General features: G+C 64.2%; 9 protein-coding genes and 1 pseudogene. 7 read left to right on the top strand and 3 right to left on the bottom strand.

Annotated features, from left to right (window positions below):
- Positions 1-354: 354 nt before the first annotated feature.
- The 7 genes from AB870_RS22815 to AB870_RS22845 all read left to right on the top strand — a co-directional run bounded on the left by AB870_RS22815 (position 355) and on the right by AB870_RS22845 (position 8,550).
- A complete protein-coding gene (locus tag AB870_RS22815; RefSeq protein WP_047906400.1) occupies positions 355-1,230 on the top strand; it encodes a LysR family transcriptional regulator in 876 nt (291 codons plus the stop codon).
- A 295-nt stretch (positions 1,231-1,525) separates the two neighbouring features.
- Complete coding sequence (fumC, locus tag AB870_RS22820; protein ID WP_047906401.1) at positions 1,526-2,917, top strand: class II fumarate hydratase; 1,392 nt, start codon at positions 1,526-1,528, stop codon at positions 2,915-2,917.
- Between the two features lie 39 nt (positions 2,918-2,956).
- Complete coding sequence (locus AB870_RS22825; RefSeq protein ID WP_047906402.1) at positions 2,957-3,859, top strand: LysR substrate-binding domain-containing protein; 903 nt, start codon at positions 2,957-2,959, stop codon at positions 3,857-3,859.
- Positions 3,860-4,106: 247 nt separating this feature from the next.
- The gene (locus tag AB870_RS22830; protein ID WP_047906403.1) at positions 4,107-5,387 is read left to right on the top strand and encodes an MFS transporter; all 1,281 of its coding nucleotides are present in this window, start codon (positions 4,107-4,109) and stop codon (positions 5,385-5,387) included.
- Between the two features lie 68 nt (positions 5,388-5,455).
- Positions 5,456-6,703 carry a metal-dependent hydrolase family protein gene (locus tag AB870_RS22835; protein ID WP_047906404.1) on the top strand — a complete coding sequence of 416 codons (1,248 nt, stop codon included), beginning with the start codon at positions 5,456-5,458 and terminating at the stop codon, positions 6,701-6,703.
- A gap of 379 nt (positions 6,704-7,082) precedes the next feature.
- Positions 7,083-8,012 (top strand): hypothetical protein, encoded by a 930-nt coding sequence (locus tag AB870_RS22840; RefSeq protein ID WP_047906406.1) that lies wholly within the window; start codon positions 7,083-7,085, stop codon positions 8,010-8,012.
- A 70-nt stretch (positions 8,013-8,082) separates the two neighbouring features.
- A complete protein-coding gene (locus AB870_RS22845; RefSeq protein ID WP_157112409.1) occupies positions 8,083-8,550 on the top strand; it encodes a hypothetical protein in 468 nt (155 codons plus the stop codon).
- A gap of 105 nt (positions 8,551-8,655) precedes the next feature.
- Here the strand turns inward: AB870_RS22845 and trpS are convergent, their stop codons facing one another.
- From trpS to AB870_RS22860, 3 genes and pseudogenes are all read right to left on the bottom strand, one after another.
- Complete coding sequence (trpS, locus tag AB870_RS22850) at positions 8,656-9,696, bottom strand: tryptophan--tRNA ligase (RefSeq protein WP_047906408.1); 1,041 nt, start codon at positions 9,694-9,696, stop codon at positions 8,656-8,658.
- Between the two features lie 179 nt (positions 9,697-9,875).
- Positions 9,876-10,142, bottom strand: a pseudogene (locus tag AB870_RS22855) (IS5-like element ISCARN85 family transposase); the annotation flags it as partial.
- 123 nt (positions 10,143-10,265) lie between these two features.
- Positions 10,266-13,871, bottom strand: coding sequence for an indolepyruvate ferredoxin oxidoreductase family protein (locus AB870_RS22860; RefSeq protein WP_047906410.1), 3,606 nt, complete (start codon positions 13,869-13,871; stop codon positions 10,266-10,268).
- Positions 13,872-13,888: the final 17 nt, after the last annotated feature.

Raw genomic sequence — 13,888 nt, forward strand, 5'->3', positions numbered from 1 at the left:
TCGCCCCCCGCACCAGGTTTATTTTTGTCGTGACGCCGCCAATGCCGCGTCGGATGGCCAGAACTTCCACGCGACCTCGGCACTTCGTCGACACATCGGGACATCAGTATGCCGACGGCGGTGCATGAGTATTTCTCATGTTCATCCCGTTGCTCGGGCAACCTTTTGACGGCACCGCCGGTATTCGCAACGTCCGCGACCTCCACCGGATACCGGCGCAAGCCCACGTTTGCCAGTCCCCACGTGTTTGGGCGCGCCCCAAGCGTACTGCCGCCGCCCGTCGCAATCCAATGAGAAATTATCAAAAGCAATATAAGATTCCCTTATGTCGCCCGCCGTCCGGACTTTCCCCATATGGAACTCGCCCATCTCCGCGCCTTCGTCGCCATCGCTCATGAGGGTAATCTCACACGCGCGGCGCAGCGCCTGCATCTGACGCAGCCGGCCGTCAGCCTTCAGGTCAAGGCGTTGCAGGAAGCACTGCGGCTCACACTCTTCGCACGCACGGCACACGGGCTGACGCTCACGCGCGACGGGCAGGCGCTGCTGCCGCTCGCGCAGCGCATGCTCACGGCGCTGACGGACTTCCAGCAAGCGGCCGGCGCGCTGCGTGAAACCGTGCGCGGACGCCTTCGCATCGGCACTATCCTGGATCCCGAATTCACTCGTCTCGGCGCGTTCCTGCGCCGGCTGGTGGAGTCGTATCCGCAGATCGAGACGGCCCTGCGGCACAGCATGTCGGGCAGCGTGCTGCAACAATTGGCGCGCAGCGAACTGGACGTCGGCTTCTACATCGGCCACCCGGATCCGGCGCGCTTCCATGCAGTCACGCTCACACCCTTCTCGTATCAGGTGCTCGCACCGGCCGGCTGGCGCGAGCGTGTTGCCGGTCGCGCATGGCGCGAACTCGCCGCCCTGCCGTGGATCTGGACTCCCCGGGAGTCGGCCCACAACCGGCTGCTTTGCGCGGTGTTCGACCATGCCGGCGTCTCGCCGGTCAAGGTGGCGGAAGTGGATCAGGAGCCGTCGATGCTCGATCTGGTGAAGTCCGGCCTCGGACTGTCGCTGGTGCGCGACTCCATCGCGCTTCGCGAGGCGCGCGCCCACGGTCTGGTGATTGCCGAGGCCGTGTCCGTACCCACCGAACTCACCTTCGTCACCCTTGCCGCCCGGCGGGAGGAGCCCGCCATCGCCGCGGCGTTGCAACTGGTCGCCGGCGTCTGGGCGTAGGCGCCGTTCACCGGCGGGCGACAACCGACTGCAGGCCGGCGCCTCGTTCGGCCCTCACTCGACATTCACCCGGCACATTCGCCCAGCACATTCGCCCGACGCCCCCGCGCCGCCATTCGGGCGCATAATCCATGCCTGTCCAGGCCTTCGGTTCAGCATCTTCACCGCGTTCATCCCATTCGAAAGGCCAGCCTCCCTGCAATCCATTCCCGTGACACGGCACCTCCTCCCGGTCGTGCCATGCCAGATCCCTTTCAACGATCTAGAATTCAAATCTGTCTTCAAGGAGTCGACCATGTCCGATGTGCGAATGGAACGCGATACTTTCGGCGAAATTGCCGTACCTGCCGATCGCCTGTGGGGTGCCCAAACGCAGCGCTCGCTGCTGAACTTCAAGATTTCCACCGAGAAGATGCCGCGCGAACTCGTGCGCGCGCTCGCGCGAGTGAAGCGCGCCGCCGCCGAAGTCAACAAGGACCTGGGCGTACTCGACGCCAAGAAGGCCGACGCCATCGTCAAAGCCGCCGACGAAGTCATCGCCGGCCGGCACGACGAAGAGTTTCCGCTCGCCGTTTGGCAGACCGGCTCGGGCACACAGTCGAACATGAACATGAACGAAGTGCTCGCGAATCGCGCCAGCGAACTGCTCGGCGGCGAGCGCGGCGAAGCGCGCCTCGTGCATCCGAACGACGATGTGAACAAGGGCCAGTCGTCCAACGACGTCTTCCCGACAGCCATGAGCGTTGCCGCGCTCGACGCGCTCGTGAACCATCTCAAGCCCAGCGTCAGCCAATTGCGCGACACGCTGCACGCCAAAGCGCGCGCCTATGACGACATCGTCAAGATCGGGCGCACGCACTTGCAGGATGCCACGCCGCTCACGCTCGGCCAGGAAATCTCCGGCTGGGTGGCGCAGATCAACCACGGTCTGAAGCATGTCGACGACGCGCTGCCGCACGTGGCGGAACTCGCGCTCGGCGGCACGGCCGTCGGCACGGGCCTGAACGCACACCCCGAATTTGCGAAGAAGGTCGCCGACACGCTCGCGCGCGACACCGGCCTGCCGTTCGTCACCGCCCCGAACAAGTTCGAGGCACTCGCTGCGAACGACGCTATCGTGCACGCCCACGGCACGCTCAAGACACTCGCCGCGAGCCTCATGAAGATTGCCAACGACGTGCGCTGGCTGGCCAGCGGCCCGCGTTGCGGCATCGGCGAATTGCAGATCCCGGAAAACGAACCGGGCAGCTCGATCATGCCGGGCAAGGTCAATCCAACCCAGTGCGAAGCCATGACGATGCTGTGCTGTCAGGTGCTGGGCAACGACGTCGCCATCAACATCGGCGGCTCGATGGGCAACTTCGAACTGAACGTGTTCAAGCCGATGCTCATCCACAACTTCCTGCAAAGCGTACGCGTGCTCGCCGACGGCGCCGTGAGCTTCAACGACAACTGCGCCATCGGCATCGAACCCAATCGTGAGCGCATCGGCTCGCTGCTCGAAGAATCGCTCATGCTCGTGACCGCACTCAACCCGCATATCGGCTACGACAAGGCCGCGCAGATCGCGAAGAAGGCGCACAAGGAAGGCACCACGCTCAAGGCGTCCGCACTCGCGCTCGGCCACGTCACGGCCGAACAGTTCGACGCGTGGGTCCGCCCCGAGCAGATGGTCGGCAAGCGCTAGGCACGCCGCCATTCGACCGACACTTCCCCGTCACCGCGCATGCCCATCTCGCCCCTGCCGCCGCTGCATTGCCTGATCGCCTTCGACGCCGCCGTGCGGCATTCGAGCTTCACCCGGGCTGCCGCGGAACTCAATCTCACGCAAAGCGCCGTGAGCCGGCAGATCGCGCAGCTCGAAGAATTTCTCGGGCGTGCGCTATTCACGCGCGAACATCGCACGCTGCGGCTGACGGTGGCCGGTCAACGCTACGCCGAGCAGATTCAACGTCTGCTCGGCGAATGCGCCGAGGCCACGGCCGATCTGATGAAGCGACGCGGCGACCTCGAACTCACGGTCGCCTGCTCGTCGGGGGTCGCCGTGCTCTGGATGACACCGCAACTCATGCGCTTTCGCGCCGCGCACCCCGACATCAAGATTCGCGTGATCGTGAAAGACGGCATCACGTCGCTTTCCGCGTCCGAATTCGATCTCGGCGTCTATTACGTACGAAACGACCTCCCACCGGATTTCGCGGGACGCCGCCTCTTCGACGAGGAAGTGTTCCCCGTATGCTCGCCCGCCTATCTCGCCGGGCGCACGCTCACTCCCGCAGATCTCGTCGACGAAACGCTGCTCTTCATCGAAGACGGCCAGCGCAAATGGATGTCGTGGCCCGACTGGTTCGAGCTGCAAGGCGTCGATGCCCCGAAGTTCCCGCGCATGGTCAGCGCCAATTACTACCCCCTGCTCGTGCAGATGGCCATCGAAGGCGGTGGACTGGTGATGGGCTGGCGCCACATGATCGATCCGTGCCTCGATGCCGGCCTGCTGGTTCACGCCTGCGATGCAACGGCAAGCCTGGGGGGAGGCTACTATCTGGTGTGGCCTGCCGAGCGCCACGAGCATGCCGCAGTGCGAATTTTCCGCAACTGGATTTACTCGGAAACCCGTTTCCCATCATAGGGGTTACGCGTGTTTTCAAAAGTTGGCATGCGCTACACGCATGGCAACATGCGGAATTATCGCTTTGCCTGTCATTTTGTCTGCACTACTTTCTGTCTTATCCGCGCACGTTCGTCAGCGGTATCGGCCGAATTGCGCTCGCATGGCCGGGGCGACGAACGTGATCCGACAAAAAAGCAGGCGTATTACCGGCATGACGTGAATTGCAAGACACGCAACGGACGCCACCATCCTCCGGGAGACCCAGATGCAGGCGACCTACGCAGTGCCTCAAGACAACCTGGCCCGCCAGCGCCGTCAAGCGATCGTGGCGACGGTGATCGGCAACGGTCTTGAATGGTTCGACTTCACCGTCTACAGCTTCTTCGCAGCCATCATCGCGAAGCAGTTCTTCCCCACCGGCGACGACCTTTCGTCATTCCTGCTGGCTGTGGCCACCTTCGGCGTGGGCTTCTTCATGCGCCCGGTCGGCGGTATCGTGCTCGGCATCTATTCCGATCGCGTGGGCCGCAAGGCAGCGCTCTCGCTCACCATTCTGCTGATGGCCGCCGGCACCGCCATGATCGGTCTGGCACCGACATACGACCAGATCGGTCTGGCCGCCCCGTTGATCATCGTGCTCGCACGTTTGCTGCAAGGCTTCTCGGCCGGCGGCGAAATGGGTGGCGCCACGGCCTTCCTGACGGAGTACGCCCCGCCCAATCAACGCGCCTACTACTCGGCATGGATCCAGTCGAGCATCGGCTTCGCCGTGCTGCTCGGCGCCGCCGTGGGCACGTTCGTCACGACCGAACTCGACAAGGCGTCGCTCGAATCGTGGGGCTGGCGCGTGCCGTTCATCGTCGGCATGCTGATCGGTCCGGTCGGGTTCTACATCCGTAACAAGATCGACGAAACGCCCACGTTCCAGCATGCGGAAAAGTCCGACACGCCGTTGCGCGATGTCTTCTCGCAATACCCCAAGGAAACGCTCGCGAGCTTCTCCATGGTCGTGCTGTGGACGATCTGCACCTACGTGCTGCTGTTCTACATGCCGACGTATGCCCAGCGCGTGCTGCACCTGCCCGCCTCGGACGGCTTCACCGCCGGCATGGTCGGCGGCGCCATGATTCTCGTGTTCGCACCGATCGTGGGACGCATGGCCGACCGTATCGGTCGCCGCCCGTTCCTGTCGGGCTCGGCGCTGTTGATTCTGGTGCTGGCATGGCCGATGTTCACGTACCTGAACGTTGCCCCGGGTCTGCCATCGCTGCTCACGTTCCAGATCGTGTTCGGTCTGCTGATCGCCTGCTACACCGGCCCGATCCTCGCCGCGTTCTCCGAGTTGTTCCCGGCCAAGGTGCTCTCGACCGGTCTGTCGGTGGCGTACAACTTCGCCGTGACGATCTTCGGCGGCTTCGCCGCGCTCATCATCACGTGGCTGATCGCCCGCACTGGCAGCAACATGGCCCCGGCGATCTACGTGATCATCGCGGCGGCCATCAGCCTCGTCGGCACACGCTTCGTCAAACCGCTCCCGAAGGCCTGAGTTTCCCCCCCGACAAGGCGCGCCCCTCACCCGGCGCGCCTTGTGCATTTTTTTCAAGGAATCCCCACATGTCCTCCCCGTCTCCCACGCCGGTTACCGTGCTTCGCGGCGGCAACGTGCTCGATACGGCCGCCGGCCGTCTGCTCGAACGCCACGATGTGGCGATCGCAGGCAATCGCATTACGGCGGTGAGCGCCACGCCGCTCGACATCGCAAACGCCATCGTGATCGACGTCACCGGCAAGACCGTCATGCCGGGCATGATCGACTGCCACGTGCACGTGCTTGCCTCGCATCCGAATCTCGGCACGAACGCCAGCCAGCCGAACGTGCTGACGGTGCTCAAATCGCTGCCGATCATGCAGGGCATGCTCAACCGCGGCTTCACGACGGTGCGCGACGCCGGCGGCGCCGACTGGGCGCTGCAACAGGCCATCGAACAGGGCGTGATTCCCGGTCCGCGCATTTTCCCCTCGGGCAAAGCCCTCTCGCAGACCGGTGGTCACGGCGACTTCCGTCCGCGCAGCGATACGCTGGAGCCGTGCTCGTGCGCGTTCCGTGCGGGCGCCATCGGACGCGTGGTCGACGGTGTCGACCCGATCCGGCTCGCCGTGCGCGAAGAGATCCAGAAGGGCGCGACGCAGATCAAGCTGATGGCCTCGGGCGGCGTGGCTTCGCCAGTCGATCCCATCGCCAACACGCAGTACTCGGAAGACGAAATCCGCGCGGCCGTCGCGGAAGCGGAAGCCGCGCAGACGTATGTCATGGCACACGCCTACACGCCGAAGGCGATTGCGCGCGCCGTGCGCTGCGGTGTGCGCACCATCGAACACGGCAACCTGTGCGACGCCGAAACGGCGAAGCTCATGGCCGAGAAAGGCGCGTATGTCGTGCCCACGCTGGTCACATACGACGCACTGGCCAAGGACGGCGCCTCGCTCGGCCTGCCGCCGGAGTCCGTCGCCAAGGTGGAAAGCGTGCAACGCGCGGGACGCGAGTCGCTGTCGATCTATCGCGACGCGGGCGTGAAAATGGGCTTCGGCTCGGACCTGCTCGGCGACATGCACAAGTATCAGTCCGACGAACTCACGATTCGCGCCGAAGTGCTCGGTGCGGCCGACACGCTGCGCTCGGCAACGGTGATCGGCGCCGAGATTCTGAATCGAGCCGGCGAGCTGGGCGTCATCGCCGCCGGCGCACTGGCCGACGTGCTCGTGGTCGACGGCAACCCGCTCGAATCGATCGACGTGCTCACCGGTCAGGGCGAAGCCATCCGCTGGGTCTTCAAGGACGGCAAGGTCGCGAAGCAGCCGTAATCGCGTGCAGTGTGGCGCCGCGACGTGCGGCACAGGCCTCGCGCGCCACTAAACGACCCGATGCGCAAATAATTGAAGCGGTACGCAAGTTGTGGGACTAGCCTCGAAGCATGAGAGCAAAAAGCAGGCCCCCACCATGATCTTCATCGCGCCTCCCGTTTCCGCCCGGCTCCCGGGTATCTCCGACATGATGGCTGCGCGCGGCCTTGCGCCCGCCGCGCCGGCCTTCCCTGTACCTGCGTCTGCGGACTGGCGCAGCGTGAGCGTCACGCAGCAGAACGTGTCGTCGCTGACAGAAAGGGAGTCGTCCCGATGTTTGGAGGGAATCAAAACGTCTATTGTCGAGGAGTTGAAATCGATCGAGCGAAGGTGGGCGACAATGTTGAGAGCATTCGGTGAAGAGATCGACAGCACGTCGTTGCCCGACGCGTTCTCGGACGTCGACCAATATTTCGCCCATGTCGGCGCGGCGCTGCGCGAGCAAGGCGAGGACATGCTGGCGATCCGGTCGCTGCCCGCGAAACTCGAGAAGGCGATGCAACGGATTTACCGCTCCCGTCAGTTGCCGTGGGGAACATGGAAAACCGTCGGATCGCAACGGACGAACACATCGATAGAGACGCTTACGCCCAATGCCCGCGCGGCGTACGTCACGTTGTCCAACATCGAGATGACCGTCAAAGGCATCGGGATGATGCTCGTGGCGGTGGATTGCGCGGAGACACAACACCGGGCGATCGCACGCGAAGACCCGAATGCGCCGCAGACCATCGAGAAACGCAGGCACGTGGCGCGGGCATTTTCGACGATTGGCCGGACCCTGTTCCAAACCGCGCTTCTCGTCCATAAGTACTTGCAGCAGGCCACTGCGGCCATTCCGAGAGATCGTCGCCGATGGAAGACGAAGATCGGCATCATCGTCGCGCTTGCAACGCTCTCGGCAGCGCTCGCCGTCGCCGCGGCACTCCTGCCGCCTGCGCTTCCCGCCTTCATCGGGCTCGGCCTCGGACTCAAGTTCGGCTCGATCTTCGTCGGCATACTCGGCGCGATTCACAGCATGTTCAGCGTCATCGGTTATTCGCGCAACCGCGGCTGGGCCGAGATATCGGGTTGCATCGAAGGCGTGCGCAACATCTATGTGGTCATCAGCACGGGCATTTGTGCCAGACAGTCGGCCGCAGGCTGGCAGGAGACGAACGGCTTCGGTCGGCGTCTGGATCGATTGACCCGCGGGATCGGGGGAGTCGAAACGATGCAGACCACCCTCGACGAAAAGCTGTCGACGTTCACGTCCGGCCCGCCGGAATGAACGGCCTCAAGGCGCCTGGCGCCGTCATCTTCCACCTCATTGCAATACCGCACATAGGAAAACCACTGTCATGCCAACGATTCCCCCCTCCGCCCCGATAGATATGGCCGCATCGACCGGCCGCGCATACGCGATGCGCGCAGAACTCCTGGAGCAGGAAAATACGCTCGCATCCGGCATCGCACGCGTGCGGCAAATCTGCGCGCAACTCGCAAACGCGCTGGACATCGTGGAACGCGCCGAGCAACGGCAACGATTGGCCGCCGGTCCGAACGCCGCAAGTGGCGACACCTCGCGATTGCACGGCGCCCAGAATTTCGAAGCGGACATGCGGCGCTGCGAATCGCAGGCACCGCACGCGCCTCCTGGCGGATCGGCCCTCGTTGCGGACTCACTTCCGTCCACGGCCGCGCTGCGGGAAATTTTGAGAGAAACGAACGACCTGCTTTCCGATGCCGCCGCGTCCGATATCGCGACGCCGCACGTCGCCCCCCGGACCGATGCACAGAATGGAGACCGGAACGACACTGCCCCCTGAGCATTGGAGGACACGCCAATCCTTCAGGGGGCAGTTCGTCGTGCGGACAAGGGCGCGACGGCGGTTACGGTCCGCTGCGCCTTCGGCCGTGCGTCGTGCGGTTCGTTACTTCTTCCAACCCGGCGTGACGAACACGGAGCGCACATCGTCGAGCGTTTGCGAGACGGTCTCGCGCGCACGTTCGGTGCCGGCGCGCAGCATGTCCCACACATAGTCCGGATGCTTCGCATACTGCTCGCGACGCTCGCGCATCGGACGCAGCATTTCCTGCAAGCGCTCTTCGAGGCGCGCCTTGACCTTCGAGTCGGCCAGGCCGCCGCGCACGTAGTGATCCTTGAGGGCTTGCAGGCCTTCCTTGTCCTGATCGAAAGCGTCGAGGTAGGCAAACGCCACGTTGCCTTCCAGATGGCCGGGGTCTTCGACCTTCAGGTGCAGCGGGTCGGTGTAGCACTTCTTCACGGCGGCGCGGATTTCGTCCGGCGTCGACGAGATGTTGATGACGTTGCCCAGCGACTTGCTCATCTTGGCCTTGCCGTCGATACCCGGCAGACGACCGATGGGCGGCACGAGCGCCTTCGCTTCGGTCAGGATCTCGCGATTTGCCATGCGATTCAGACGCCGTACGATTTCGTTGGTCTGTTCGATCATCGGCAACTGGTCTTCGCCCACCGGCACCAGCGTTGCCCGGAACGCCGTGATGTCGGCGGCCTGGCTCACGGGATACGTGAGGAAGCCGGCCGGAATATCCCGCTCGAAGTTGCGCAGGTTGATTTCCTGCTTGACGGTCGGATTGCGCTCCAGACGCGCCACGGTGACCAGGTTCAGGTAATAGAACGTGAGTTCGGTCAGTTCGGGCAGCCATGTCTGCACACAGATGGTCGTGACATCCGGGTCGATGCCGACGGCCAGATAGTCGAGTGCCACCTCGGAGACGTTGCGGCGGACCTTGTCGCGGCCCTTGCCTTCGTCGTCGGTATTGTCGGTCAGCGCCTGAGCGTCGGCGACCAGAATGAATTGCTTGTACTCGTGCTGGTACTCAACCCGGTTTTCCAGACTACCGACGTAATGGCCCAGATGCAGCGGGCCCGTCGGACGGTCACCCGTGAGGATCACCTTGCGATCCGCAGGCGCCTTCGAAACACTCATTTTCCTCTCCGTAATCAAGCGTCACTCCCCGAATGGTAGCGCGTCGGCCCGACGACGGTGCAGAAACCCCTCTCCCGGCGCGTTGTCCCGGCCGTCACACCGCGTGCGTCGAGTCGTGAAAAACGAAGGCCGAAGCCTCCGACGAATTTAGAAAGTCGTCGAGCTAGGACCTGTTCACACTAGCGAAGGGCTTCGACGATCAGGGCAAAGTTGATAAAGGCAATGAACATCAGTTCGAGTTTGTCGCAACGCGAGAAGAGGCGACGAAAGCCCTTCAACCGCCGGAACAGCCGCTCGACCTCGTTGCGGCGCTTGTACATTTCCCGGTCGTACTCCCAAGGCTCGACGCGTGTGCACAACGGAGGAACAACCGGGATGAAGCCGAGATCAAGCGCGAGTTGTCGGGTTTCGTTGCCTTCGTACGCCTTTTCCATCAGCAGGTGCAGCGGTCGATCGGCGGCCCGAGGCGTATTCAGCCTGACGTTCCCAGTCTCTACTCGCAACTAGAACGGCCAGATGGCTTCGCCCAACGCCCCAAGGGGGCGTCGGGAGTAGCGGATACGCGAACCTCAACGCGACGTCACCACCGGAATCCCCGCCAGCGTCTTGCCGTTGCTGCGTGCGTGCGCAAGGGCCTGTTCGACGGCGTCGCCCGTGGCGGGCGCGATGCCCAGACGCCCGGCAATCGTCGCTTCGATACGCTTGGCCGCCGCGAGATTCGCCAGCTTCACATGTCCGTAGCCGCGAATCTTCGCCGGGGCTTCAGCCAGTGCGACGACATCGGGCAGCGTATCGGTTGCGAGCACGGCCAGCGCGCGTTCCACGGTGGTGCGGTAGTCCGCGATCAACTGACGCTCCATGCGGCGCTCCAGCGTGTAGCCGAAAACGTCGAGCGCACCGCCGCGCAAACCGCGCAGCTTCGCCATGCCGCGCAGCACCGGCCACAACCACGGGCCGATGGTGACCTTCTTCGGCACGCCGCCGTCCTTGCCGCGCGCGATGAGCGGCGGCGCCATATGGAATTCGAGACGGAAATCGCTGCCCGGCTTGCCTTCGAAGGTTTCTCCCAGCGCGTCGGTAAATGCCGTTTGCGCATACAGACGCGCGACTTCGTACTCGTCCTTGTACGCCATCAGACGCGACAACTGCGTTGCAACAGCACGCGAGAGACGGCCCGGCGCGCCGGCCACGCGCGTCTCCGCATCGGCCACCCGCTTCACGAACGCCGTGAACTGCGATGCATACGCAGCGCTCTGGTATTGCGTGAGCAGATCCACGCGATGGGCGACGAGCGCGTCGAACGTCATGTCGTCCGCGACCGGCGCATGCACCGGTGCGTGCACGGCCCTGGCCGTCGTCTCGGTCAACGCGGCGGGGTCGTCCGCGGCCAGACGGCCGATGGCCAACGCCAGCTGGTTCATCGGCACCGCGACGTTGTTCAGTTCGATGGCGCGCTGCAGCGCGTGCAACGACACCGGCACGAGTCCCAACTGCCACGCGTAACCGAGCATGATGATGTTCGAACCCATCGTGTCGCCGAGGAAGCGCTGGGCAAGCGCCTGCGCGTCGCACGCATCGAGCTTGTCGTTACCCGCGGCGTGGCGCATCTTCTCCAGCAGCGCATCGGCGTGCAGATTCGCGTCGGGGTTCTGCACGAACGATGCGTTCGGAATCGCATGCGTGTTGACGACCACGCGCGTGCGGTCGCGACGCACGGTTTGCAACGCGTCGGCGCTCGCACCCACGACCATGTCGCACGCGAGCAGCACATCGGCCTGCTGCGTGTCGATGCGTACCTGATTGAGCGCCTGCGGCGTGTTTGCGAAACGCACGAACGACAGCACCGCGCCGCCCTTTTGCGCGAAGCCCATGAAGTCGAGTACCGAAGCGCTCTTGCCTTCGAGGTGCGCCGCCATCGTGATGAGCGCGCCGATCGTCACGACGCCCGTGCCGCCCACACCCGTGACCATGATGTCGAACGGCGCGTCGCCCGCGAGCGCGGGCGGCTGCGGCAAGGCGTTCAGACGTCCCTCGAAAGCCGCCTGATCGAACGCGGCCGCCAGCGCCTTCTTCAACTGTGCGCCCTTCACCGAAACGAAGCTCGGGCAGAAGCCGTTCACACAGGAGAAGTCTTTGTTGCAGGACGATTGGTCGATACGACGCTTACGGCCCATGGCCGTTTCCACCGGCTCGACCGACAGGCAGTTCGACGCCACACCGCAATCGCCGCAACCTTCGCAGACGGCTTCGTTGATGAACAGCCGGCGATCCGGATTCGGGAATTCGTTTTTCTTGCGACGACGACGCTTTTCCGCCGCGCACGTCTGGTCGTAGATCAATACCGTCGCGCCGGGAATTTCGCGCAGTTCGCGCTGCACGGCGTCGAGTTCGCTGCGGTGGTGGAACGTTGTCCCCTTCGGGAACTGCCCCTCATGGCCGACGTACTTCTGCGGCTCATCGCTCACGACCACGAGCTTCGCAATGCCTTCGGCTTCCACCTGACGCGCGATCTGCGGCACCGAAATCGAGCCGTCGACAGGCTGGCCGCCGGTCATCGCCACAGCGTCGTTGTACAGGATCTTGTAGGTGATGTTCGCCTTCGACGCGACCGCCTGACGAATCGCCAGCAGCCCCGAGTGGAAGTACGTGCCGTCGCCCAGGTTCTGGAAGACGTGCGGACGCTTCGTGAAGTGCGAGTGCGCCGCCCAGTCCACACCCTCGCCGCCCATCTGAATCAGGCCGGTGGTATCGCGATCCATCCACGACGCCATGAAGTGGCAGCCGATGCCCGCCTGCGCGATGGACCCCTCGGGCACCTTCGTCGACGTGTTGTGCGGACAACCCGAGCAGAAATACGGCACGCGACGCACACCGTCCGCAGCGTTCGACAGGATGTCGTGGGCGACGAGATCGACCACGCGCTCACGGCGGTCCAGCATCGGGCGATGCTTCGCCAGCCACTCAGCGAACACCGGCAGCACACGCGACGGACGCAATTCGCCCAGCGCGGAGAGCAATGCGCGGCCTTCGGCATCGGTCTTGCCAAGCACGACCGGACGCGCGCCCGTCGTGCGGTTGTACAGGTACTGCTTGATTTGCTGTTCGACGACCGGACCCTTTTCCTCGATGACGAGCACTTCCTTCAGACCGGCGACGAACGTGTCAAGACGCGACATGTCCAGCGGAAACGACAGCCCCACCTTGTAGATGCGCACGCCTGCAGCCGCGAGATCGTCGACCGTGATGTCCAGACGGCGCAGCGTCTCCATCAGATCGAGGTGAGCCTTGCCGCATGTCACGATGCCGATATCGGCGCCGGGCGCGGGCGCGATCCACTTGTCGATGCTGTTCACGCGCGAGAAGGCGCGCACGGCGTCGAGCTTGTCCGCCAGACGCGCTTCGAGGGCCAGGCTGGGCAGGTCGGGCCAGCGGTTGTGCAGGCCACCGGCCGGCGCGACGTAATCGAGCGGTTCGGCCCAGTCCGTGCGGATCTTGTCGAGATCGACGGTGCCACGCGACTCGACCGTCTCGGAGATGGCCTTCAGCCCCGCCCAGGCGCCGGAGAACCGCGACAGCGCGTAGCCGTAGAGACCGAATTCGACTAGCTCGCCGATGTCTGCCGGATTGAGCACCGGCATGCTCCACGACATCATCGTGAAATCGCTCTGATGCGGCATCGACGACGACACGCAACCATGATCGTCACCCGCCACGACGAGTACGCCGCCATGACGCGATGCGCCATAGGCGTTGCCGTGCTTGAGCGCGTCGCCTGCGCGATCCACACCGGGCCCCTTGCCGTACCACATGCCGAACACGCCTTCGACGGTGCGCTCGGGGTCGGCCTCCACACGCTGCGTGCCCATCACGGCCGTACCGCCCAATTCCTCGTTGATGGCAGGCAGGAACTTGACGTTCGCCGCGTCGAGCAGCTTCTTCGCCTTCCACAGTTGCTGGTCCACGCCCCCGAGCGGCGAGCCGCGATAGCCGCTGATGAAGCCGGCGGTGTTCAGGCCGCGCGCGGCATCCAGTTGATGCTGCATGAGCAGAATGCGCACGAGCGCCTGCGTGCCGGTCAGAAAGATCTGGCCTTTGCGCGCGGTCAGGGCGTCGGAGAGCTGGTAATCGGGATGGGCCAGGGGGTTGGCCGTGGTCGTCGCAAGCGCGGCGCGCATGGGGGCATTCATTGGGT

The organism is Pandoraea faecigallinarum (assembly GCF_001029105.3).
Lineage (GTDB): Bacteria > Pseudomonadota > Gammaproteobacteria > Burkholderiales > Burkholderiaceae > Pandoraea > Pandoraea faecigallinarum.